The organism is Brevibacillus reuszeri, from assembly GCF_002897295.1.
Taxonomy (GTDB): domain Bacteria; phylum Bacillota; class Bacilli; order Brevibacillales; family Brevibacillaceae; genus Brevibacillus; species Brevibacillus reuszeri_A.
This window is the reverse complement of record NZ_BEXF01000026.1, coordinates 18,975-43,124: the sequence shown is the minus strand read 5'-3', so window position 1 is coordinate 43,124 and position 24,150 is coordinate 18,975. Positions and strand designations below refer to the sequence as shown.

Sequence of the window (24,150 nt, the reverse complement as noted above, 5' to 3'; positions counted from 1 at the left end):
TGATTCCCTCTTTTTTTACAAATTCCTGCAAGAAATCGCTTTCTTTTGGAAACTTATCTGTAAAATACAAATCGTCACACTCTCATGCGAGGAGAATGTTTATTTCCTCCTACTAGCCGCGCTTCCCGTGCACGTATATGATTTCATACGTTACAGGTATGCCTTGCTCACTTCTGTATTGCTGCTCATAGTTTTCTATCATCTTTAGCATCAGCTTCCTGCGCCCCAAGCCAGCCGCCTGATCGCGACTTGTATTGGCACCGATCGCTTTGACCGAATAGAGAAAGTCTCGTACCGATGGATATGTCAGGATAACCTTTTGGCTCGTTGCCTGAATATCCTCATAGCCGACATTTTCTAGCATCTGAATCCATTGACCTGCATCCAAGAGGGATAACCCGTGTCGTACGCTCTCCTCTCCCAAACTGGCATGTGCTCGTGTGAACGAATCGTGCAGCTCACAAAAGGTATCCGTTCCAAACGTCGAAAAAAAGAGAGACCCGTCTGGTCGCAGCAATCGATAAAGCCCACTTAGTGTACACTCCGGCTGCACAAACCATTGAAAGCATGCACCGGACAGAATCAGGTCTTTGGACTTTTCCGGCTGATTCCATACCCACTCTTCGGCATCCCCTTGAATAAATGTGCATGATAGTTGAAGCTGGTCCATTTTCTCCTGAGCTTTTTGCAGCATACCCGGCGCCACATCCAGCGCCTCATAGCTTGCCTCATGAAAATGCTCGCGTGCCAAATGTGTCAAGCCACCTGTTCCACAGCCAATTTCAAGAATATGCCTGATCCTGCTGCTTTGGCGAGTCGATTCCTTTATCATCGCAAGCAAGCCTGCGGCCATCTGTTTTTGCACCAAGGCGTACTTTTCATAGGATTCTGCCTTTGCACTAAAACGGCTGCTGACGACTGAGCTCCCCATCCATTCCCACCATCCTTTTTATCGCTTCGCCAATCACGTCTGGGTAGCTAACAGGTGGAGCATGACCACAACCGACTATCGGCAATAATGAAGCACCTGGTATGAGCGCAGCAAGCTCTTCCCCTGCTGCCAGCGGACAAATGACGTCCTCTGTCCCATGAATCACGAGCGTAGGACATGCCAGAGAGGAAAGCAGCGGTCGACAATCCTCTGCGCACAAATACCCAAGTCCAGCTACTAACGCCTGTAGACTCCAGTCTGAACCGGATAAAATATGTATGGGCAAACCAGCTGCTAACTCCCGGTCTTTTTCTGTCAGCATCCGTTCCACGAAATCCGTCATGACCCGCTTACGATCCAGTGGCAACAAATGCTTCATACGCAGTAGCAAGGCCTCGCTCCAGCCTTTTTCCCGTTCGGCTCTTGCGCGGACAAAGCGAGCGGTGCTTCCAATCAGGACGAGTCCAGCTACCGGATACGCTGAAGTAAGGCGCATAGCCAGCATCCCTCCCATAGACCAGCCAACTACAAGCAGAGAACGAACATCTACACCGCTAACAGCTTTTTCGACCGCTTCATAAAAATGATCCGGACCCTCCACCCGAGAATAATTAGGGGCGATGTGACGACACAAAGGAAGCCGGGCACGAATCGCACTCCAGCACTGCTCTGACATACCCCATCCGGGCAGCCATAATATAGTCCTCTCCATATCACCCCTCCTTTGTTTGCACAATACAGCTTGGGGCAAAGCTAGCTAATTCTGATTGCATCAGTTCGCCATGTATGGCTGCAAGCTGGTCCGCTGCCCATTCCAGCTCGGCATGAGTGTGCGTTGCCATCACTGTAAAACGTATGCGCGCACTGCCAGCTGGGACTGTGGGCGGGCGGATTGCAACTGCTGAAATACCTTGTTCGCAAAGCAGCTTGCTGTATTGCAAAGTCAGCTCGTTGGCTCCCAGCATCAGTGGAATGATCGGAGTATCTCCGTCTCCAACCAAAAAACCGCGTGAACGCAGCATTTGCCGAAACAAAACGGCATTCTTCTTGACTGTGTCCCGTCTCCACGTCTCCGTCTGGACAAGCGACAACGCCTCTAAGACAGAACCGATAACAGCAGGAGGCAGCGCGGTTGAATAGATGAGAGAACGCGCTTTGGAGGTCAAATAGCGAATGACCACCTGATCGGCGCAAGCATATGCGCCATAGACACCAAATGCCTTGCTGAAGGTTCCGATCAGCACATCTACCTTTTCAGCAACACCCATTTCATGACAAAGCCCCTGTCCCTCATCTCCACGCACTCCGCCTCCATGTGCCTCATCCACGATCAGCATGGCCCCAAAGCGTTTTTTTAGCACCACCAGCTCTGTGATGTGTGCTGTATCGCCATCCATGGAAAAGATGCTGTCCGTAATGATCCATTTTCGCCCGGCATGCTCGTGACGGGATAGCAGCTCCTCCAAATGCTCCAGATCATTGTGTCGGTAGCGAACATGCTTTGCACGGCTGAGAATAATTCCGTCCACGATACTGGCGTGATTCCAGCGATCGCTAAATACGATGTCACCTCGACCGACTAACGACGAGATCACTCCTGTATTAGCCTGGTAGCCATTCGCAAACACCAGTGCGCCCTCCCGTTGCTTCCAGACAGCCAGCTCTTTCTCCAGCTCCTTATACAGGGCGTAGTTCCCATTGACCAGTCGGGAGGCAGTGCCGCCTGCCCCCCATTTATGCGCTGCTCTTGCTCCGGCGTCCACGATACGCCGATCATGTGCCAGCCCAAGATAGTTGTTGGAGGATAGATTCAGTAGCCTACGCCCCTCCACACAAATCCAGGTTCCTTGGTCTTCACCACTAGGCTCTACAGCCTGTAAGCTCCTGGTCGTTGCTTCTTGCTCCATCTGCCGCCATTCTTCTTCCAGCCATGGATATCGCTTGTCCATTACGCTCTCTCCCGCCTACAGCGCACACAGCTCGATTTCAAAGCCGAGGTCTTCAATCATTTGATGGTCGGTTGTGATTTCTTGTCCCGGGGTCGTCAAATAATCCCCTACGAATAGCGAATTAGCGGCATACAGGGACAATGGCTGCAAGCTTCTCAGATTGATCTCCCGTCCTCCAGCGACACGAATTTCTTTATCCGGGCAAACGAATCGGAACAGGGCGAGAACACGCAAAGCTTTTTGTGCTGGTGTACGGCCCATATTCTCTAATGGGGTTCCGGGAATCGCATTTAAAAAGTTGACCGGAATCGAATCGGCATCGAGCGCACGCAAGGCAAATGCCATTTCCACAATCTCCTCATCGCTTTCGCCCATGCCGATAATGACCCCTGAGCAAGGAGACAAGCCGGCCCGCTTGGCAGTATCTACGGTATCTACCCGCTGATCATACGTATGGGTCGTAGTGATGTCCTCGTAATGCTTGCGGCTTGTATTCAAATTGTGGTTGTAGCGATGGACTCCCGCCTCTTTTAAGCGAGTCGCCTGATCATCGCTGAGAATACCTAAACAGGCGCAAATTTTGAGTGGCATCGTGGCGCGAATTTCCTTTACAGCTTCCTCTACTTGGCTCAGTTCCTTTTCGGTAGGTCCACGCCCTGAGGCTACAATGCAATATGTACCTGCCCTTCGATTCATTGCTTCTCGTGCACCTGCCAGTAGCGTTTCTTTATCGAGCATCGTGTATTTGGCAACAGGCGCTGTCGAAACAATCGATTGAGAGCAGTATCCGCAATCTTCTGGGCAGAGCCCGCTTTTTGCATTGAGAATCATGTTTAGCTTTACTTTTTTCCCAAAAAAGTGCTTTCTGACGAGGAATGCAGCGTTCATCAAAGAAAGCAGCTCATCATCTTCTGCCTGCAACACTTGCAATGCCTCTTCCTGCGTCAATTCTGCCTTTTGTATAGCCTTGCTTGCGTAATCCGTCCACTCTATGCCGATCGTTTGTGTCATCTGCTCATCTCTCCCGTTTTCTTTTGGCTTCTGATACAACTACGAATCTCCTCAAGATCAATCCGCTCCCGAACAAGGGAAACAAGCTTCTGCTGGTGGAGGTTTTTTTCGATCCACGGAAATGTTCCCCAAACCGGCACCTGACCATAGCGCTCAATCATACGGGCGTTCGTCTTCACGCTCTCATCCGCGCTTACCTCCGGGCTAGTTTCATTCAAAATGACTCCTGCTACCTCTATACCAAGCTCACGAGCGTACCAGATAGATAAAAGGGTATGGTTGATCGTCCCCAGCCCAGCCCGCGCCACCAACAGCAGAGGCAGTCTCAAGCGAGCCGCCAGATGCGCCATCATCTCCGTACGGGTTAACGGAACAGCCAGACCCCCAGCCCCTTCGACCAGCAATGCCGAATGACGCTTCTGTAACAATCGCCCCGCGTCTACTACCTCATCCATGGTCAAGCTTTTGCCGGCTGCTTCTGCTGCAAGCAGCGGTGTCAAAGGTGCAGGAAAAACGAGCGGTGCAATTTCGGTGCAAGAGTCCTCTACGCCACTCAGCTGCTTCAAGCGATAAGCATCACTATCCGGGTCATTTGCCAATGCCCCTGACTGAACAGGCTTCCATACGCCGATGTCCTCTCCGTCGTCTCGCAAAGCAGCGGCGATTCCAGCAGTGACCATTGTTTTGCCTACACCCGTATCTGTCCCCGATAGAAACAGCCCGGAGAATTCATGCTTGTTCATAGCTGTTCCACCGCTTTCTGGGTGGTTACCTCCCAAATGGATTCAGAGAGGATTTGGACCATTTCACTGAGTTCCTCGTTGGTAGACGCTAGCGGCGGAATCAAGACAATCACATTCCCCAATGGACGTGTCAAAAGCCCCTTTTCTCTAGCCAGCTGGCAAACTCGCACCCCGATTCGCTCCTTCCATAAATAAGGCTCCTTGGTCTGTTTATCGCGAACAAGCTCAATCCCGGCCATTAAGCCTTTACTGCGAATCTCACCGACATGAGGCTGGTCTCCAAGCGGCGCGAGCATGCCCTGCAGAACGTCTGCTTTCGCTGCTACCTCCGCAATCAGTCCCCGCTCCTCCATCAGGCGCAAATTTGCCAGCGCTACAGCACACCCCAAGGGATTGCCCGTAAACGAATGTCCGTGAAAAAACGTTTTTTGCTCTTCATAGTCAGCGTAAAACGCGTCGTAAATTTTCTCTTTGACCAATGTGGCGGCAACAGGCAAATAGCCTCCAGTAATCCCTTTGGCAACCGCCATAATGTCGGGCACTACCTCATCGTGCTCGCAGGCAAACATTTTTCCTGTCCGCCCAAAGCCTGTTGCTACTTCGTCCGCGATTAGCAGCACATCATAGGCTTGCAGGAGCTCAGCAATTTTCTTCAAGCAGCCATCTGGCATGATAATCATGCCACCTGCTCCCTGCACGACTGGCTCGACAATCATCGCCGCTATCTCATGTCCTCTCTCGGATAAGAGCCTCTCCAAACGCTCCAGCGTGTTTTCCACTGCTGCACTCTTCCCACCATCTCTGTACGGATATGGATACGGAATAACATGAGGCGAAAAAAGCAGCGGCTTGTACACCTGATGATAAAGCGGAATCGCTCCTACGCTGGTTGCCCCGATCGTATCGCCATGGTAGGCATTGTTCATCGTAATGAAAGAATGCTTACCTGCTATTCCGCGATTTTGCCAATACTGAAACGCCATTTTCAAAGCGATTTCTACCGCAGTCGCTCCATTGTCCGAATAAAATACTTTGGTTAAGCCTGGCGGAGCAATGCGCACCAGCTGTTCTGCCAAAAGAATCGACGGTACATTAGCCATGCCCAGCAGTGTAGAATGCGCTACCTGACCTAGTTGTTCGATAATGGCTTCGTTGAGCTCTGGAACATTGTGACCATGGACATTGAGCCACACGGAAGAAAACCCGTCATAATACGCACGTCCGTTCACATCAATGAGCTTGATGCCCTCTCCTCTGGTAATAATCAGCGGCTCCTCTGCTACGTAATCCTTCATTTGCGTAAAAGGATGCCAGAGGTACTGCTTGTTTTTGGCAGCAAGCTCACTATACGAATATGACAACCAAATCACCTCTTTAGTTAACAAATATTTGTTAACTAACATTTTAAAATGGTTAACTCATTTTCGTAAAGAGTTTTTCTTCCAGAACGCAAAAAGACCAAGCTCCTTTTTACAGGTAGCTTGGTCTTTTTCATATCGCTCTTTATTTCGTTTGATGCAAAATCCGGTACAGCGCCACAACGCATACAGCACGACTTGTTGCACTGTTCGGCTGATATTTCCCATTTACCGGATCAATCAACCCAAGACCGACCATGTTGGTAATGGACGCAGATGCCCAGGATGGCCACGTCCCCTTATCTGAAACGGTCTTGGCCGCTCCTTTTTTATTCAAAAGACGGTCCAGAATAACGGCTGCTTCCGCACGAGTCACGGTTTGATCCGGACGGAAGGTTTTATCTGCATACCCTTTTACCAGACCCTTGGAGACGGCAACCTGTACAGCTCCTTGCGCATAAGCAGGCACCTTGTCCTTGAAGTTTAGTTTAGGAGTAGCGGGGAGATCCCATTCAAACGTCCGAGCCAGCAAGGTCACAAACTGTGCTCTGGTCAAAGAAGCGTTGGGGCCAAAGGTCGTTTCGGTCAGTCCTTTTACGTACCCTTTTTCCGCCATGTAGCTGATTTCTGCTTTAGCAGGGTGGTTCTCGATATCGACAAATGGAGAAGCTCCTGTACCCGCGTTGTCCAAATAGTACGGTACGTATTTGCCATAGCTGTTCACTTCATATGACCACTGACCCTGTGCGTTGACAGTGCCCAGAAGCGGATCAAGTGTTTGATTGGCTTCATTTACGAACAGCAGCCCAATTCCTTTGCCTGCAATCCATTGCTTCGGTGCAAGTGTCAAGTGCAGTGGCGATGTTGAAATTTGGTCCTCTTGACCAGCCTTCAGATCGCCTGGCTTGATCGTAAAGGAGTAATCAGCTGGTACATAGCCAGGGAGTGACTGCGTCACAATCGAATCAATCTCCACTGTTGCGCTCTCCAGGAATGCTGCTGCATTGACCATGGAGTAGTTCAGATCCAGCTCTTTACCCAATGAGATGCTTCCAGGAAGCTCAGGGACAACTGCTGTATCGCTTGGCTGACCTGTCTGGTTTGGCAAGAGCAGCGAGAATTCATCGAAATACAGCGTTCCTTTATCTTGCGTGATTCCATCATTCGGCTGGTCAACGACGTACACACTCTTCAATTGCAATGGATATGCGACGCCGCTTGGGAAGTATCCTTTGACCTGCTTCCAGCCTGTCCAGTCGATTTCTTTTGCCAGATCGACGTACACGCTCTTGCCGTTTGCATCGATTGCTTCAGCTCTTAGCCAATGTCCACTGTTGTCGCCATTCACCCATAAGCCTAATCCTAAAGGCTTACCTGGAATCGCAACTGGACCCGGGCCTAGGATGCCATACGCAAAACGCATGCCGCTGCTTGGTGCTCCTGAGAAGTTGTACACCAGCTTGGCTGCTTTCTTCGTTCTGAATACTTGATCGGTAACGGTCGTAAAGGAACCACTGGAGCTGATGCTCGTAGGATTTCCTGCATGGTACATGCCCGTCAGGTTGTCAAAAGTGAGCCATGGCTCTTCAAACTGTCCAACCGCGATTGGTACGTTGGTAGACACACCATCATAAGTGATCGTCAAGGTTGCATTGCCAGGTACGTTTCCTGCTACCAGCTGGAGCTTGTCGTTTATCGTAGCGATGTCAGAATTGATGCTAGTCTGTACGCTCAAAGGCGTTGCTTGTACGACTGAGCCTTTCTTTGTCTTGATTTTCACATCAAGATTCAAGGCTTGTCCCGGTGCGATCGTCAGAGGATTTGGCGATACGACGATCTGCTGGACATCATTTCCAGAAATCACATGAATCTCTTTATTTTGCGACACATTTCCGAGTCTTGCTGTCAGTGTAATTTGACCCGAGCGGGCAGGTGTAAAATGCTGTCCGTTTACAGTCCCCGCCTCAGACTGACTGGCATCCCAAGTGACGTTGGAGGCATTAATCGCGTACGGCTGGTAATGCGTGTCATACCCTTTGGAAGCTGTCAGCGGAATGCTTTGACCGATCAGCACATCGGATGGAACATCAATTTGGAATCCTCTTAATTCTCCTGGCGGTGCTGTGTTGTAAACGGCAAGCCCCGTAGGAACGCGTCGTTCTGACCCGCCACTTGGTTTGTTGGACAAAGTGGCATATGTATCTCCCAGTGATCTGGTTGCCATCGTCGTGGAGCCACCGCCATCAAAGTTGACTGCGCGATACGAGCCCAGCTCCGCCATAATTTTTGCCAGCTCGTCGAGGTAAACCCCATTGCTTCCATCAATCGTAACCATGTAGAGCGTTTTGCCGTCCCCGGAAACCCCGACAGCTGTACGCGCTGTTAATGAAGTAATCGATTTATCTGCCTGGAAAGAGGTCAATGCTTTTCCCTGGTCCACCAGCAGCACGTTCCCGCCAACCGCCTGTGTCAAACCAATGTTTTGAGGTGTCGTCTGGTATTCAGCCACTGCGCTGGCACCAACAGGGAGGTTTTGCTTGAGAAAAGCAGCGGCTTCGCCATGCCCCCACAGAACGAATCCGTTATAAGGGATAGGTGCCCCCGGCTGGTTCATGCGCACTTCTTTGACAACATGGTCAACCACAACTACCTCTACAACATCCTTGTAGCCTGTAATAGCTCCAAGGCTTGTCTTACCAAAAGCAGGTGTATACAGATTCAGCTGGTTTTGGTGACTTTTTCGGCCGTCACTCGGATTGTATTCTTCCTTGTTCACACCCTGCAGCGGATAAGTCGCACCGCTACCTGTTGTCACCTTTCCGCCAAAGCCGAACTTGTCAATAAAGGCTGTCTTGTCGCCCTTCAGTCCCAAGCTGTACCAGTACGAGATCAAACCCATCGAAGAAATCGTCTGCTCGTCCTTCACTACAATACCGAACGGCGCACCGCGTTTGGACATATTGAAAAAGTCAGCATTGATCGCAGCTACTGCACCCGTTTCCCGCGCCATTTGGGTTACGGTTTGTCGGTCAGTCAGCTTGCCTGCCGTCCCGTATACAGGCTTCACTTCTACATACTGATTGTTCAGATCCACCTTGGTTACCATTACGGTAATGGGCTTATCCGCAAAAGATTTCGTGTATTTGAGTAAAGTGGTTCCCTCTCCAATCGGGGTCTGCCACACCATTTGCAATGCGCTGCTTTCCGCTCTAGCCTGTGCAACATTCGTCGCAAGCGGCGCAAACGGAACAAAAGCTCCCCAGGCCATTGTCGTAGCCGTGAGCAGCGTCACTATTTTTCGCGCTCTCATATTGTGACTCCTCTCCATTTTCCAATCTTGTGTCTGTAAGTTATGTATGGGTACAACTAAAATATAGACGCATCATAGTGGGTGATAGTTTCGCGTAATCGCTATATTCATAATTAGAAAAACATACCAACTATATAACAACTGGCAAAAAAAGAAAACCCTCCCGGTTACTTGAATAAACCGGATGGGTTCTCACAGCTTGATGACGCTTATTTAGAGCCATATTATTATGGTTGATTATTGACCTGTCCGAAAAGGTTCTGGACGCTCAGCACGCATTCCGAAATGATGCAAGATCGCTTCGACAATTCGTCTGGACGCTTCCCCATCGCCGTAAGGATTGGCTGCATGTGCCATGGCATTGTAAGCTTCCTGGTTAGTCAGCAGTTCCTTTGCCATCGCGTACACCTCTGCTTCATCCGTACCTGCCAGCTTCAAGGTCCCAGCTGCGATACCTTCCGGACGCTCTGTGGTATCACGTAGCACCAGCACTGGCACACCAAGAGAAGGAGCTTCTTCTTGTACTCCGCCAGAGTCAGTCAGAATTAGATGAGCACGACGTGCAAAGTTGTGGAAATCAGTCGCATCCAAAGGATCAATCAACTGGATGCGGTCATGACCACCAAGCAGCTCTTGTGCTACTTCCTGCACAGCCGGATTCAAATGAACAGGATAAACAACCGCGATTTCCGGATGCTCGTCCACGAGTCTTCTAACCGCTCGGAAAATTTGGCGCATCGGCTCACCCAGGTTCTCGCGACGGTGAGCAGTCATCAGCACCAGCTTATGGTCACCTACACGGTCCAGCACTGGATGCGTGTAATTTTCACGCACAGTTGTTTTCAGCGCATCAATCGCTGTATTACCAGTAATGTAGATGCGCTCCTCTGGCTTGGCTTCACGGCGCAGATTGTCTGCAGAGCTTTCTGTTGGTGAAAAATGCAGGTCTGCCATGACACCAGTCAATTGACGATTCATTTCTTCCGGGAACGGCGAGTACTTGTCCCACGTACGCAAGCCAGCTTCCACGTGACCGATTGCCACCTGGTTGTAAAAAGCAGCCAGACTGGCAACAAAGGTCGTAGACGTATCACCGTGAACCAACACGATGTCCGGCTTCACTTCCTTCATTACTGCATCCAGACTTTCTAGCGCACGGCTAGTCAGACCAACGAGTGTTTGTCTTTCCTTCATAATGTTCAAGTCAATGTCCGGCTTGATTTCAAAAATCTCCAGCACCTGATCGAGCATTTGGCGATGCTGGGCGGTCACGCAAACGATAGATTCGATCTCTTCGCTGTGCTTGTTTAGCTCGTGCACCAGTGGAGCCATCTTGATCGCTTCCGGGCGTGTGCCGAATACCGTCATTACTTTACATGTTTTCATCGGTTTTTCCCTCTCCAACTACTTCGTGCCGTACAAGCGGTCTCCCGCATCCCCCAAACCAGGCACGATGTATCCATGGTCATTTAAGTATTCATCTATAGCGGCTACGTAAATATCCACATCCGGATGCTCATCCTGCACCATTTTGATTCCTTCTGGAGCAGCAATGAGACACATCAGCTTCAGGTTTTTCGCACCGCGATTTTTCAATGCAGTAAGCGCAGCAACAGCAGATCCACCCGTTGCCAGCATTGGATCTGTTACGATCAGCTCGCGTTCAGCGACATCGGAAGGCAGCTTGACGTAGTATTCCACTGGCTTCAATGTCTCTGGATCACGATAAAGACCTACGTGTCCTACCTTTGCAGCTGGAATCAGCTTCATCAGACCGTCTACCATACCAAGACCTGCACGCAGAATCGGTACCAGACCTACTTTTTTACCAGCAATTACATTCGATTTACAAGTAGCTACTGGCGTCTCGATTGTCGTTTCCTCGAGCGGCATTTCACGCGTGATTTCATAGCCCATCAGCGTAGTTACCTCGTCCACCAGCTCACGAAATTCCTTGGTTCCCGTATTCTTGTCACGGATAAACGTAACTTTATGCTGAATTAGTGGATGGTCAAACACATATACACGGCTCATTTAAGCTCCTCCGTTTCCCTATCAATGCATCTTTTTCATAATAGCGAAGGAGTGTGCCGACGTCAATTTGCCCAATCTTCATTCTTTTGTTGTACAAAAAGACAGGCCCGCATGAAAAAACTCCATGGGGCCTGCTATAGTAGCGTCTATTAGATATTCAAGCCTTCGTACATTGGGTAGCGTTGGCACAAAGCTGCCACACGTTGACGTGCTTCTTCGTGTTTCGCTGCGTCTTCTGGATTTTTCAAAGTGAGTGCGATGATCGCTGCTACTTCTTTCATCGCCTCGTCGTCAAAGCCACGGCTAGTCACAGCTGGGGTACCCATACGAACACCGCTTGTTACAAACGGGCTTTGTGTATCGTAAGGAATGGTATTTTTGTTTGTCGTGATGCTTACTTCATCCAGAAGATGCTCGGCTACTTTACCAGTCAAACCGATTTTGCTTACATCAACCAGTACGAGGTGGTTGTCGGTTCCATCAGATACGAGAGTCAAGCCTTCTGCTTTGAGAGCTTCTGCAAACGCACGTGCATTTTTTACGATATTATTCGCATAATCTTTGAAGTCTGCTTGCAGTGCTTCACCGAAGGAAACCGCTTTTGCCGCGATTACGTGCATCAATGGTCCACCCTGTACGCCAGGGAATACGGATTTGTCGATTGCTTTTGCAAACTCTTCCTTGCACAGGATCAAACCGCCACGTGGACCACGCAGTGTTTTATGAGTAGTGGAAGTAACGAAATGCGCATGTGGAACTGGATTTTGATGCACGCCTGCTGCTACCAGACCAGCAATGTGCGCCATATCTACCATGAAATAAGCGCCTACTTCATCAGCAATTTCACGGAACTTGGCAAAATCGATCGCACGTGGGTATGCACTCGCACCTGCAACGATCAGCTTAGGCTTGTGCTCCAAAGCTTTGGCACGAACATCATCATAGTTGATCAAATGAGTTTCTTGATCTACTCCGTACTCTACGAAATTGTACAAGGTACCGGAGAAGTTAACAGGGCTTCCGTGAGTCAAGTGACCACCATGGGACAGGTTCATCCCGAGTACAGTATCGCCTGGCTGCAGAATGGTGAAGTAAACAGCCATGTTCGCTTGTGCGCCAGAGTGTGGCTGTACGTTTGCATGCTCAGCGCCAAACAGCTCTTTTACACGATCGCGAGCGATGTTCTCAACGATGTCTACGTATTCACATCCGCCATAGTAACGACGGCCTGGATAGCCTTCTGCGTATTTATTAGTCAGTACAGTGCCCATTGCTTCCATAACGGCACGGCTAACGAAGTTTTCAGATGCAATCAGCTCAATCTTGTCGCGCTGTCTTCCGAGTTCCAGTTGAATGCCTTCTAATACTTGTGGGTCCTGTTTACGCAAAAATTCTAGCATGATTTATCTCTCCTCCTTGAATATGGGCTTGGACTGCTTTGAAAGCCCTTTTTAGGTACAGCTATCAGTAGGGGGTGTAACTTCGTATACCGCTCGGGCGCCACCAATCAGCTTGGGTCTTGTAGAAGCGGCTGTAACATGGGCTTCTCCCACGCTGCGCAGCGTCGGGCGAACAGGTACCGCGACATGCTTCAAATGCATGCCGATAAAAGTATCGCCGATGTCAATTCCGGCATGAGCCTGGATATGCTCGACTACCACGGGGTCCATCATCTGTAAAAAGGCATGAGCTGCCATGGAACCACCTGCTGTAGGAACCGGAACAACCGAAACCTCTTCTAGTCCGTTGCGCTCCATTACTTCACGCTCGAGCACCAGCGCTCTGTTCAAATGTTCACAACATTGAAATGCAACAGCAAAACCAAGCGGCTCCTGCGCAGTACGAATCCCTCGATAAATCGCGGCCGCTACGTCCTTGCTGCCTGCTTTGCCAATATGATTTCCGAGAACCTCGCTGGTACTGCATCCGATCACCATGATTTGTCCTGTCTTCATGTTGGCAAGACGAGCCACTTCTGCGACTATCTCATGCACTTGATTTTCGATGGCGGACAGATCCACTTACTTCCCTCCCGCGTGCTTCTCTTCAATCTGGGTGATCTTGTCTACACGGCGTTCATGGCGTCCACCCTGAAATTCTGTTTCCAACCAAATTTTCACGATATCGAGTGCAAGTCCAGGACCAATGACACGCTCACCCATAGCCAGTACATTTGTATTGTTATGCTCACGGGTTGCTCGTGCAGAGAACGTGTCGTGTACCAAGGCACAGCGGATACCAGGGACCTTGTTGGCAGCAATCGACATGCCGATGCCTGTCCCACAAACCAAAATCCCACGATCAAACTCGCCCGCCGCCACTTTTTCAGCTACTGGCAAAGCATAATCGGGATAGTCTACCGATTCCTCACAAGTACAACCGAAATCTTCCGTTTGGATGTTCATGGAAGTCAGAAGCGTCTTGATCTCTTCCTTTAGCTTATATCCACCGTGATCAGCAGCAATCGCCACTTTCATCTGTCATCCCTCGCTCGTTTTATAATCTCAATCATTATACATCAAAATGCGCCAAGTAAAAAGTGAACATTTTTTACTTCAAACCAAAACAATGTTCGTGCTATCGACATAAAACAAGGTCCTGACTCTCTGCCAGCACCTCATTCAGCTCCAAATTCACGAAAACGCGGGTGTTGCAGCATCGCAAACAGCCTGTCCAACGATTCCTCAATTTCCTCTGCACACAGCCGATAATCTTCAAGTGCGCCCCCGAACGGATCGGCAATATCGGTTATCCCTTCTACACCAACGAACTCTCTAAGCGTATACACCTTGGGCAGCGCCAAAGGAAAAAAGGTTTGTATCGCGTGCTTGTGACTGTTCGTCATCGTTAATATGACATCCGACCATTCAATTAGCCCCTCATCTAGTCGGCTTGATGTATGTGCGTGCTCGATTCCTCGTTCATCCAATACCTGCTTGGCGTGCAAGGAAGCCTCTTGTCCTGGAAAAGCCGCTACTCCAGCCGAGCGTACTTCATAGCCACGGCCTGCCGTTTTTGCACGAAACATCGCCTCTGCCATCGGGCTGCGACACGTATTCCCCGTGCAAACAAACAATATGCGCTTCACGAAACGCCCCTCCTTGTGTCCAGCAGCTTTGTGCAGTCGTTATGTCGCCTATAAGATAAATTTTAACCCAAAACAAAACAAAATAAGCCCACCTACTAGTTCGCTGTAATCCCCCAGCCATCCTCCCACGCTTTTTCCGAGCAATAGGCCAAAGTATGACATAGCTCCTCCCATAATACCAAAAAGAGCGATCGCCAAAACCCTGTTTACTTCGATTAAGCCAAATGAGAACCCAACGGTAAGAGCATCCAGACTGACGCTGAATGCAAAGAGCAACAGCCCGAATCCTTTAGTTTTTAAGACACTGCGCTGATCTCCATGGATAAAACCGTTCCATAGCATATGCATGCCGATGGCCATCAGGACCCCACCGCCAATAAAAACGGCTATATCCCCGACCAAATCGGATAAATAAGCACCGACAAAAATCCCAATTACAGGCATAGCCACGTGGAAAAGCCCGATTGTAATACTCACCTTCAAAATTTCCCTCAAGCGGATTCCTACCATGCCTACGCCGATCCCGAGTGAAAAGGCATCCATACTTAAGGCAAAGGCAATCATGAGCAAGGTCAAAAATTGCCCCCATTGAAACAAGACCTGATCCAATCCGCCTCCCCCTCCTTGTCTCTTCACCTTATGCGGACAAGGAGGAGTTTAGACGCTTTATACGGATAGAATTCGACCGCCTGCGGCCTTCTCTAGCCGATTCATTACAGCCATGCCCAGTCCATCCCGTGAGAAGGTTTCTCCCACAATGAATTGAACCTGATGATCATCAAAATCACGCAATACAGCATACAGCTGCTGCGCTACCTCTTCCAAATCAGCGTGAGAGCCAACCGAGAGGACGACATCAGCTTCCGGCTGCTGCTCCCAATAAGAGAGCGATTCTTCCGTAGCGAGTACACCCGTTTTTTGACCATGCTGTTTGGCATCGCGGAGCATTTCGGTCATTTTTTTCCGCACGTGATCAGCTTCTCCCGTTACCAGCCACAGCTCACCTTCAGGAGCATAATGAGTATATTTCATCCCAGGAGCACGAGGGGTTTCTACTGCCCCCACCTGAAAGGACGGGTCCAACGCAACCGTTCCGATTACCGCTTCCATCTGCTCACGGGTAATTCCACCTGGCCGCAAAATGATTGGTGGGTCGACAGTTACATCGATCACTGTTGATTCCACTCCCACACCTGTAGCCCCTCCGTCCAGAACGCCTGCTACTCTACCTTCCAAATCAGTGAGCACATGGGCAGCGGTCGTAGGGCTTGGACGTCCAGAACGATTGGCACTGGGGGCTGCAATCGGCACGCCAGCTTCCTCAATAATAGCAAGTGCCACCGGATGATCCGGCATGCGTACACCGACAGACTCCAGACCAGCCGTCACCAAGGATGCTACCCGATCTGTTTTTGGCAGGATAATCGTTAAAGGCCCTGGCCAAAAAGCATCCATGAGCTGCTTGCCTTTTGTCGGAATCTCCCCAGCTACTGTAGCCAGCTGCTCACTCGCACCTATATGAACAATTAGCGGATTGTCGCTCGGTCTGCCTTTTGCTAGAAATATTTTTTCCACAGCTTCGTCGGATAATGCATTCGCTCCCAATCCATAGACCGTCTCAGTAGGAAAGGCTACGACTTCTCCAGCGCGCAGAAGACTGGCGGCATCCACAATCTGTGTACAACTCCGGAGTTTTTCCACAGTATTTTCCACATCGTTATCCACAGACCAGACTTTTGTCATTTGATTTGTTTCCATCGTGAAAATATCCTTTCTCTAGCTCGTTTCATAATAATTGAGTGCCTTTAGTATAGTTGCGCAGGTAAAAGTTTTCAACAGCCTGTGGGTAACTTGTGAATAACTTTATCCCATGTACGTGGAAAACATGATTGTTACCTGTTTTTAACTTATTTTTTCTGAGCTCTGTAGTAAGATGAGCTTAGAAAAAAAATCTACCTGTCCTCATGAAAGGATTGTGAATCGATATGTCATCCTTTAAATCCGCTGCTACAAGCTTACTCGGAACTGCTGTCCTACTCACAGCTGTAGCAGTTCCAGCACTTGCTGCCCCTGCTGCTACTTCTCCCGCTAAACCAGTTGCTCCTGCTGTCCAAGTGCAAAAACCACAGGCACAAGGAGTTGTCATCACTCCTAAGACCATTTTGTCAGAGACGAAAGAACATGCCATCAAAGTAAATGTTCCTGTCATCAGCGGTCTCGAAGATAAAGCATTCCAGGCACAATTGAATGCTGCTCTGCTCAAACAAGCCCAAGACGCGATAGCAGAAACCCAGCAGGGAGCAAAGGAAAATGCCGCAGATGCTAAGAAATACGGCTATGATTTGCGACCATATGCCCTCGATATTTCCTATGAAGTCCAATCCACCGGCAAGCTCGTTTCGTTTTCAGTTCAAACCTATGTTTATACTGGCGGGGCACATGGGATGACGGATGTAACCTACTACACCATTGCCAATCAGCCAAAAGCAAAGCAGCTGACTTTAGGTGATTTGTTTCAGCCTGGCTACAACTACCGCACGATTTTAAATCAATTGATTAAGCAACAAATTAAGGAAGTGAACGCAAAGGAAGGATTTGAAGTCTACTCGTTTGAAAGCATTGCTGACAACCAATCCTTCTCGTTTGAAAAAGGAAATCTGGTCATCCATTTCAGTCAATACGAAATTGCGCCGTATGCTGCTGGAATGCCTTCCTTTACCATTCCCGCTCATCGCTTCCAAAATCTCTTGAAACCGGAAATTGCAGCACTGCTAAAGTAAAAAGCTTCTATACGCCTACGCACAAACGACACCTGACATTTGCTCGGTGTCGTTTGCTTTTTCTATATCTTACGAGAACCAGCTCTCCAGCTTTTCCCACAGATAAAATCTGACCTGTACTTCAGGAGCAGGTGCAGGCTCTACCTTCTCCATGGAAATGCTTGTTTGCTGTTGCTCTGGCTCCAAACGAGCTTGGCGCCACTGCTGCAATTCTGAAAGCGAGCTGTCCATCGAGCTGATCGAGGAGGTGGTCTGCGAAATAGCATTTCCCACTGACAAGCTGTCTGCTCCTTCCGTCTGCTCCTTGCTCACTTCCGCTGCTGCGGCAACTGCATCGCCGTTGGACATATCGATAAAGCAGAGTGGCGGGAATAATACGCACCACCAGTTTTGTCCTTTAGCTTCCCCGATTTGTACACGCAGTGCCTCATAATTTCCAGCAGGGTACACATAAGAGCCGTACAATTTAGTCGGAAAAGGCACTTGGCCGAAATCTACCACAGCTGTATAGGAAAAACCACGTTCACGTATCGTTTTGTCTACCACTTCCTGCAATACTGGCAAATTAGCCTCAACGACCTCCTGCGCTTCCTCAAAAGACTTGATATCGTCAGCCCAAGTTTCCATCTGAGCAATGAGTGCATCCCGTACTTCACGCTTCAACCATTGATCCTGAACCGAATCACTATTGGCAATGATGCGCAACCGAATTGATTCCTGAGGGATCGGCCCATTATCCAAAACATTAGCCGAAGTAAGCTGTCCCTCCCAGCTCATCATAAGCACGATCAACGTAAATCCTAAAAGTAGCGTCCGTTTCATATCCTTCCGTCTCCCTCTCTACTGATCTTCCGAGTCTCTTTTCTCTTCTTAGGATCAGTATGGACAGAAGCTTCGAGATTCAAACGTCGACTAACGAATATTCGCGCAATTTCAGCAAAAAGACGGCGAGAGGACTACGCCTCTACCGTCTTACGCCGATAACAACCCGCTCAATTCCAGCCAAATCATTGACGATGCTCACGGCTTCAATAACACCTGAGCCTGTCATCAAATCTGCTACATCTCTTGCCTGGTGAATCCCTACCTCAAAAGCAACGATTGCTTTCGGCCTCAGTATCCGTGGCAATGCCTCACACAAGCGCCGATAAAAAACAAGTCCGTCCGCGCCCCCATCCAAAGCCATCCGCGGCTCGTGAACGCGCACTTCCTCGTCCAGCTCATCCACATCACGACTCGGAATATACGGCGGATTGGAAACCAAAATATCAACTTGTTCACCAGCCTGCAGGAGTGGCTCTACTAAATCCCCCTGTAAAAAGCGGACAGTAGCGCCTAGTCTTTCTGCATTTTCCTTCGCAATGGCTGTCGCTTCCGGTGACAGGTCCACCGTTGTTACATTCCAGTGCGCACGCTCGCTAGCAATGGTAATACAAATCGCTCCACTGCCGGTACCGATATCGGCGACTGATAGCTTTTCATCTGCTTGCCATAGCTCGTCTGCCAGTCTGATAACCTGCTCGATTAAAATTTCTGTCTCCGGACGAGGAATCAGCACACCAGGACGGACATGGAACACACGCCCATAAAACTCCTGAGAACCAAACATGTACTGAAGTGGTTCAGACTGTGCACGCCGCTGGCAAAGCGCAACCAATCGCTCGATCACATCGCGAGAAATAGGCTCCATCTGTGAGATCAAAAACCGCGTACGGTCTAGGTCCAGGCAATGCCGAATCAACAGCTCCGCTTCGAATAAAGGGTCTTTTGCCCCGTGCTCCCGCAAAAACGAAGAAGCCCGCATTTGGGCTTCTCGAATCGTTTTGACATCAGACCAATCAAGCGGAGTGTGCATGGCTTTTCAAAAGCTCCGTTTGTTCATGCATGATGAGGTTATCGATCACTTCATCCAGCTCGCCTTCCAGAACGGATTCCAGACGGTGCAGTGTCAAACCGATGCGGTGGTCGGTTACACGGCTTTGCGGATAATTGTACGTACGGATGCGCTCGCTACGGTCGCCAGTACCAACCAGGCTTTTCCGCGTAGCATCTGCTTCCGCATTTTGCTGCTGCATGTAAAAGTCATACAGACGTGCACGCAATACGCGCAGCGCCTTGTCTTTATTCGAGTGCTGGGACTTCTCATCCTGACAGGAAACCATGATACCTGTAGGAATATGCGTAACACGCACCGCCGACTTGGTGGTGTTAACGCTTTGTCCACCCGCTCCACTGGAACAGAAGGTGTCGATGCGGATGTCTTTTTCGTGTACTTCCACTTCCACGTCTTCCGCTTCTGGCAGAACAAGTACAGTTGCTGTAGACGTATGAATACGTCCGCCAGATTCAGTCGCCGGGATACGCTGCACACGATGGGCACCGCTCTCGAATTTCATTTTGCTGTAAGCACCGCGACCGCTGAGGGAGAAAACGATCTCCTTGTAGCCGCCGATATCGGTAGGACTTGCCTCCAATACCTCGATTTTAAAGCCGTTACGCTCAGCAAAACGTGTATACATACGGAAAAGAACAGCTGCAAACAAGGCTGCTTCCTCACCGCCTGCCGCACCGCGCACTTCCACGATCACGTTTTTGTCGTCGTTAGGGTCTTTTGGAAGCAGCAGGATTTTCAAGCGCTCTTCCAATTGCTCCTTGCGTGCAGTCAGTTCGCTGATTTCCAGCTTAACCATTTCACGCATTTCATCATCGAGCTTTTCTTCCTGCATGGCTTTTGCATCATCCATCTGACTTACAACTGATTTATATTCACGGTATGTTGTTACGGTTTCTTCCAACGATGACTGTTCTTTGGACAGCTCGCGCAAGCGCTTTGTATCACTAATGACGTCGGGGTCACATAGGAGATTGGTTACCTCTTCAAAACGCTCTTCAACAGCAGATAAGCGTGTAAACATTGTATTTCACCCCATAACAAAGAATGACTAAAAAAACAATCATAACAGATAAATTATAGGAGGAAAGTAGAAATAAGTCAAAGCGCATTATTTTACTGGGAATCTTTTTCAAAATACAAAAACAGGCCCGGGATTCCCGAGCCTTTCTACACGCTTCCCTTTTGCCAAAAAGGTTAACGATGGAATCCTTCATTGGAGGTTACGTGAAAATCATACCGTGGTATTTTCTGCTTCAGGGCGGCAATGACGTCTTGTTCAACCGTCCGCGCCTGCCCAGCAGTAATGTTGTGCACGAGATCAAGAGTAACATATGCATTTGCACCGTTTAAGGTGATACGAGCGCCCTCCACACCCGGAACCGATTTAGCCATCATTTCCATGTTGTTCATATCGATTTGGGAATTCCGTACATTTGATTGTCCGATGATCATATTCGGGTTTTGATTGCGCCCCATCAAGGAGTCTCGATCCTGTGTATGTGGTGCCGGGCGATGTAGTGTATCTCCGCTACTCTCTCCGGCTATCGTAGCCGGACGCTGCCCCTCTACTCTTTGTGTATTATAGCTTTTCTCCTGGGTCGTGCTGCGACCACACCCAGCAGTCAGGACAGACGAAAGAACAAGCACGCCCACAACTGCCAGCCCGCTTTTCCAAACCGACGTTTTACGCATGAAAAAGCCACCTCCTGTTTTGCTTTAGTCTGCGCATCCCATGACGGGCTCATGCACATCCAAAACGGAGGTAGCTTCTATCCAGAACGTTATGCAAAATGCGTTAGCTATTGAGCGGCGGACGATAGTAGTGCTGGCGACAAACGCTGCTGTATGTATCATTTCCAGCGATTTCAATCGTCTCTCCAGTATATACCGGTTGTCCATTTTTGAATTTTAAAATATGGGTCGCCTTTTTATTGCAGTACACACAGACGGTCTTGATCTCTTCTACCTTATCCGCCTCACAGAGCAGCGCCGCACTTCCCGGGAAGAGCTCATTTTTAAAGTTTTTCAAGAGACCGTAAACAATAACAGGTATGCCTAAGCGATCGACGATCAAAACGAGCTGCTCGACGTGATGCTTGCCAATAAATTGCGCTTCATCCACTAACACACAATCTGGCTTGACTGCTTCGGCTGCTACGATTTCGTACAGGTTTGTCTCTTCGCTAATCGGAATCGCTTCTCGGCTGATCCCTACGCGCGAAGCCACTTTGCCTACACCGAAACGATCATCCACCGCGGGAGTAAACACCATGACCTTTTTTCCCGATTGCTCGTAATTGTGCGCGACCGTCAGTAACTGAATGGATTTCGAAGCGTTCATCGCCCCATATCGAAAATATAATTGTGCCACGTTTCTATCTCCCTTTGCCCAGAAGTGGTTATTCATTTTCTCTGAAAAATGGCCAGACAAAAACAAAACCAGGTAGATCGCTCTACCTGGTTGCTCCAATCCTTTCCGATTAGGAAAGATTGTATTTGCGTTTGAAACGGTCTACACGTCCGCCAGCGTCAACGAATTTTTGTTTTCCTGTGAAGAAAGGATGGCAGTTGGAGCAGATCTCCACTTTCAACGCTTGTTTCACGGAACCGGATTCAAATTCGTTACCGCATGCACATGTAACAGTTACTACGTTGTACTTAGGATGAATACCTTGTTTCATCTTATCTACACCTCTTTCCGCCCTGAATCGTTTGCCGAAACAGAGTTATATCAACACATATCAGATAGTAGCACGCTGACAGCCGAAATGCAACAGCTTGGACGATTAGGCCATGTTTTTCCTGCGCTGAAGCTCCTCTGGCGGAATATGCGTAAACGAACCGATTACCACATCTGGCAATTCTTCCTGATAAATTTCAATCGCCTGCTTCATTCCAAAAACCTCACCTTGTGCCTTTGGAATCATGGACAGATAGCTTTCTGGATCGATGTTCAGATTTCGCATCTGGATCAGCTTGATTCCTGTTCGACGAATGAAGTTAATCATAGCCTCCATCTCTTCTTCACGGTCAAAAACACCCGGGAAGCAGAGGTAGTTAATCGAGGTGTATACCCCTTTGGAAGCCGCATACTCAGCCGAGCGCGCAACATTTTCCAGCGTATAGTTGCGAGGGCGGTAATAAGCGTTATAGTGCTCGTCAATGGCACTGATGATACTTACGCGCATCAGGTCGAGGCCTGCGTCTACAATCCCTTTGATGTGGTCGGTCAGACCCGCATTCGTATTAATGTTAATGAAGCCCATATCAGTTGCCTCACGGACACGTCGCATTGCCGGAACGATGATGGAAGCCATCGTCGAAGGCTCGCCTTCACAGCCTTGGCCAAAGCTGATGATGCTCTCTGGTGTTTGCAAATGGTGGAGCATGACCTCAACCAGCTCGTCCTCTGTCGGCTTGAAATTCATCCGGGTTTGCGGTGAAGGGAAGCCGCTGTCCTCTGGCTGCTCGGAAATACATCCGTAGCAACCCGCGTTACAGGTATAAGAGACAGGCAAGCTGCCTTCCCAGCGGTTGAAAAAGTTATTGGAGGCTGTCAGACACTCGTATTCCAAAGCACAATGGGACAAGTGGTTTAAAATCCGGTTTTGCGGGAACAGCTCCAATGTCTTTTCCACTCGCTGACGTAGCTCATCCATCGGAAAGTTCAGCGGGTCCCATTTATAAATATCATCACTCGCACGACCAGCGACCCAAAAACGATTGTCCTTCCAAACAACAGCGGAATAGCCAAACAGGGGCAGCTTGCTATCCTTGTTGCTTTTTACGTAGCCTGGCAGCAGCAGACGTGTAATCCCCTGCGGCACGAGCGCTCCTACAGCCGTACAGCCATCCAGCTTGACCATTTCACCGGTCTCTGGGTTCATTCCGATCGGTACTGTATCTGGCAAGCTGACCAGCGTAGCTCCTTCCGGGAGCGGGATTAATTCTTCTTCCAGTACTTCTGTCAATATATCTCCGTTACGAGCCACAGCGAATAAGCCGGGGTGATCGTAAACATTGCCTTTTTCATCTGCGTATACTAAATGCATAGGGAAATCGCCTCACTTCTTTGCTTTGCCCATTGTATCGCATTGAAAAAGCAATGTAAATTGTGAAGGGTTACCTGCCGAGGTATGGGAGCGGGTTAATCGGCACATCGTCCTGCCTCACTTCAAAGTGTAGGTGATAACCTGTCGAGTCTCCTGTCTGACCCATATAGCCGAGCATGTCCCCGGCATCCACCATTTGCCCAGGTGCTACAGAAATACTGCGCATATGCGCGTAAAACGTTTGGAGACCGTCTCCATGATCCAACACGACCATGCGACCATACCCAGAGCGGTTTGCCCCTGCCTCCAAAACCGTACCTGCCTTTGCAGCGTAGATCGGTGTTTGTGATTCTGCTTGGTTCCACAGATCTACCCCTTTATGCGCTCTTCCCCAACGAACGCCAAATCCGCTCGTAATCGTCGCCTCTTTGACCGGCCACTCCATCCCGCCTCTAATCCTGCCTACCACCTGTCTACTCGCTGCTTGCGTCGTATTCCGTCTTTTGGCAAGCTCTTCCGTCTGCATCTGCTTCGTGCCCGCGATAGGGATGTAGAGTACCTGTCCAATATACAGGTTGTCCGACAGCCAATTAAGCAGCGGATTGCGCTCAATCAACAGCTCCCTGCTGACACCATATCGCTGCGAGACATAGTTTAATGTTTCTCCTCTTTTCACCATATGAGTGACTTCGTCTTGACTGATAACGAGCTTCATCCCTACCGCAAGAAGATGAGGGTTATTTATCTTGTTGGATTCTACTAATTTTCTTAAAGTCAGCCCATACCTTTGGGCGATTCCTGAGAGAGTGTCCCCCTGGCGAACTGCGTACATCATCACGTTTCCTTTTGGCGACGCATTCGGCCGGGCCAGGCTCGCATACGGATTAAATGCTTGGAACAAAGCCTGCTCCACAACGGCCGTTTTCGCTTCCTCCTGGCTCGTTACCGGAGCAGTTACTTGCACGTACTCCACAGAAACACTCCTCCTTTTTTCAGCCAC

General features: G+C 49.4%; 24 protein-coding genes. 1 reads left to right on the top strand and 23 read right to left on the bottom strand.

The features are described 5' to 3' along the window. Positions 1-112: 112 nt before the first annotated feature. From bioC to C3B52_RS28475, 15 genes are all read right to left on the bottom strand, one after another. Positions 113-931: a malonyl-ACP O-methyltransferase BioC gene (gene bioC, locus C3B52_RS28545; protein ID WP_103109766.1), complete on the bottom strand. Its 819-nt coding sequence runs from the start codon at positions 929-931 to the stop codon at positions 113-115. Then, on the bottom strand, positions 900-1,643 hold the full coding sequence (locus C3B52_RS28540; RefSeq protein ID WP_103109765.1) for an alpha/beta fold hydrolase: 744 nt from the start codon (positions 1,641-1,643) through the stop codon (positions 900-902). The genes bioC and C3B52_RS28540 overlap by 32 nt, the downstream gene beginning before the upstream one ends. A gap of 1 nt (position 1,644) precedes the next feature. Beyond that, positions 1,645-2,880 (bottom strand): 8-amino-7-oxononanoate synthase, encoded by a 1,236-nt coding sequence (gene bioF, locus C3B52_RS28535; RefSeq protein WP_103109764.1) that lies wholly within the window; start codon positions 2,878-2,880, stop codon positions 1,645-1,647. Positions 2,881-2,895: 15 nt separating this feature from the next. Further along, entirely contained in the window at positions 2,896-3,891 is a 996-nt protein-coding gene (bioB, locus tag C3B52_RS28530; RefSeq protein ID WP_103109763.1) for a biotin synthase BioB, read from the bottom strand. Then, complete coding sequence (gene bioD / locus C3B52_RS28525) at positions 3,888-4,634, bottom strand: dethiobiotin synthase (RefSeq protein WP_103109762.1); 747 nt, start codon at positions 4,632-4,634, stop codon at positions 3,888-3,890. The genes bioB and bioD overlap by 4 nt, the downstream gene beginning before the upstream one ends. Further along, positions 4,631-6,037, bottom strand: coding sequence for an adenosylmethionine--8-amino-7-oxononanoate transaminase (bioA, locus tag C3B52_RS28520; protein ID WP_201264958.1), 1,407 nt, complete (start codon positions 6,035-6,037; stop codon positions 4,631-4,633). The genes bioD and bioA overlap by 4 nt, the downstream gene beginning before the upstream one ends. 100 nt (positions 6,038-6,137) lie before the next feature. Beyond that, positions 6,138-9,302 (bottom strand): phosphodiester glycosidase family protein, encoded by a 3,165-nt coding sequence (locus C3B52_RS28515; RefSeq protein WP_103109761.1) that lies wholly within the window; start codon positions 9,300-9,302, stop codon positions 6,138-6,140. Positions 9,303-9,539: 237 nt separating this feature from the next. Then, complete coding sequence (gene wecB / locus C3B52_RS28510; protein WP_103109760.1) at positions 9,540-10,688, bottom strand: non-hydrolyzing UDP-N-acetylglucosamine 2-epimerase; 1,149 nt, start codon at positions 10,686-10,688, stop codon at positions 9,540-9,542. An 18-nt stretch (positions 10,689-10,706) separates the two neighbouring features. Continuing rightward, positions 10,707-11,336 carry a uracil phosphoribosyltransferase gene (gene upp / locus C3B52_RS28505; RefSeq protein ID WP_103109759.1) on the bottom strand — a complete coding sequence of 210 codons (630 nt, stop codon included), beginning with the start codon at positions 11,334-11,336 and terminating at the stop codon, positions 10,707-10,709. Positions 11,337-11,485: 149 nt separating this feature from the next. Beyond that, complete coding sequence (glyA, locus tag C3B52_RS28500) at positions 11,486-12,736, bottom strand: serine hydroxymethyltransferase (protein WP_103109758.1); 1,251 nt, start codon at positions 12,734-12,736, stop codon at positions 11,486-11,488. 51 nt (positions 12,737-12,787) lie between these two features. Further along, a complete protein-coding gene (locus tag C3B52_RS28495) occupies positions 12,788-13,357 on the bottom strand; it encodes a TIGR01440 family protein (RefSeq protein ID WP_103109757.1) in 570 nt (189 codons plus the stop codon). Beyond that, a complete protein-coding gene (gene rpiB / locus C3B52_RS28490) occupies positions 13,358-13,813 on the bottom strand; it encodes a ribose 5-phosphate isomerase B (protein WP_103109756.1) in 456 nt (151 codons plus the stop codon). 140 nt (positions 13,814-13,953) lie between these two features. After that, positions 13,954-14,424, bottom strand: coding sequence for a low molecular weight protein arginine phosphatase (locus tag C3B52_RS28485; RefSeq protein WP_103109755.1), 471 nt, complete (start codon positions 14,422-14,424; stop codon positions 13,954-13,956). Between the two features lie 48 nt (positions 14,425-14,472). After that, entirely contained in the window at positions 14,473-15,033 is a 561-nt protein-coding gene (locus C3B52_RS28480) for a manganese efflux pump MntP (RefSeq protein ID WP_103109754.1), read from the bottom strand. Positions 15,034-15,090: 57 nt separating this feature from the next. Then, positions 15,091-16,182 (bottom strand): L-threonylcarbamoyladenylate synthase, encoded by a 1,092-nt coding sequence (locus tag C3B52_RS28475; RefSeq protein ID WP_103109753.1) that lies wholly within the window; start codon positions 16,180-16,182, stop codon positions 15,091-15,093. A gap of 227 nt (positions 16,183-16,409) precedes the next feature. Here C3B52_RS28475 and C3B52_RS28470 point away from each other — a divergent pair, with 227 nt between their 5' ends. Next, entirely contained in the window at positions 16,410-17,204 is a 795-nt protein-coding gene (locus tag C3B52_RS28470; RefSeq protein WP_103109752.1) for a DUF3298 and DUF4163 domain-containing protein, read from the top strand. A gap of 69 nt (positions 17,205-17,273) precedes the next feature. On the opposite strand, the gene spoIIR is transcribed toward C3B52_RS28470, so the two are convergent. From spoIIR to C3B52_RS28430, 8 genes are all read right to left on the bottom strand, one after another. Then, positions 17,274-18,026, bottom strand: coding sequence for a stage II sporulation protein R (gene spoIIR / locus C3B52_RS28465; protein ID WP_103109751.1), 753 nt, complete (start codon positions 18,024-18,026; stop codon positions 17,274-17,276). Positions 18,027-18,168: 142 nt separating this feature from the next. After that, on the bottom strand, positions 18,169-19,059 hold the full coding sequence (gene prmC / locus C3B52_RS28460; RefSeq protein ID WP_103109750.1) for a peptide chain release factor N(5)-glutamine methyltransferase: 891 nt from the start codon (positions 19,057-19,059) through the stop codon (positions 18,169-18,171). Further along, entirely contained in the window at positions 19,043-20,119 is a 1,077-nt protein-coding gene (gene prfA, locus C3B52_RS28455; protein WP_103109749.1) for a peptide chain release factor 1, read from the bottom strand. The genes prmC and prfA overlap by 17 nt, the downstream gene beginning before the upstream one ends. 173 nt (positions 20,120-20,292) lie before the next feature. Continuing rightward, positions 20,293-20,790: a sporulation protein gene (locus tag C3B52_RS28450; protein WP_103109748.1), complete on the bottom strand. Its 498-nt coding sequence runs from the start codon at positions 20,788-20,790 to the stop codon at positions 20,293-20,295. A 103-nt stretch (positions 20,791-20,893) separates the two neighbouring features. Continuing rightward, positions 20,894-21,469 carry a thymidine kinase gene (locus tag C3B52_RS28445; RefSeq protein WP_103109747.1) on the bottom strand — a complete coding sequence of 192 codons (576 nt, stop codon included), beginning with the start codon at positions 21,467-21,469 and terminating at the stop codon, positions 20,894-20,896. A gap of 109 nt (positions 21,470-21,578) precedes the next feature. After that, entirely contained in the window at positions 21,579-21,779 is a 201-nt protein-coding gene (gene rpmE, locus C3B52_RS28440; RefSeq protein ID WP_005827805.1) for a 50S ribosomal protein L31, read from the bottom strand. A 105-nt stretch (positions 21,780-21,884) separates the two neighbouring features. After that, entirely contained in the window at positions 21,885-23,150 is a 1,266-nt protein-coding gene (locus C3B52_RS28435) for a radical SAM protein (RefSeq protein WP_103109746.1), read from the bottom strand. Positions 23,151-23,220: 70 nt separating this feature from the next. After that, a complete protein-coding gene (locus tag C3B52_RS28430; protein WP_103109745.1) occupies positions 23,221-24,123 on the bottom strand; it encodes a M23 family metallopeptidase in 903 nt (300 codons plus the stop codon). Positions 24,124-24,150: the final 27 nt, after the last annotated feature.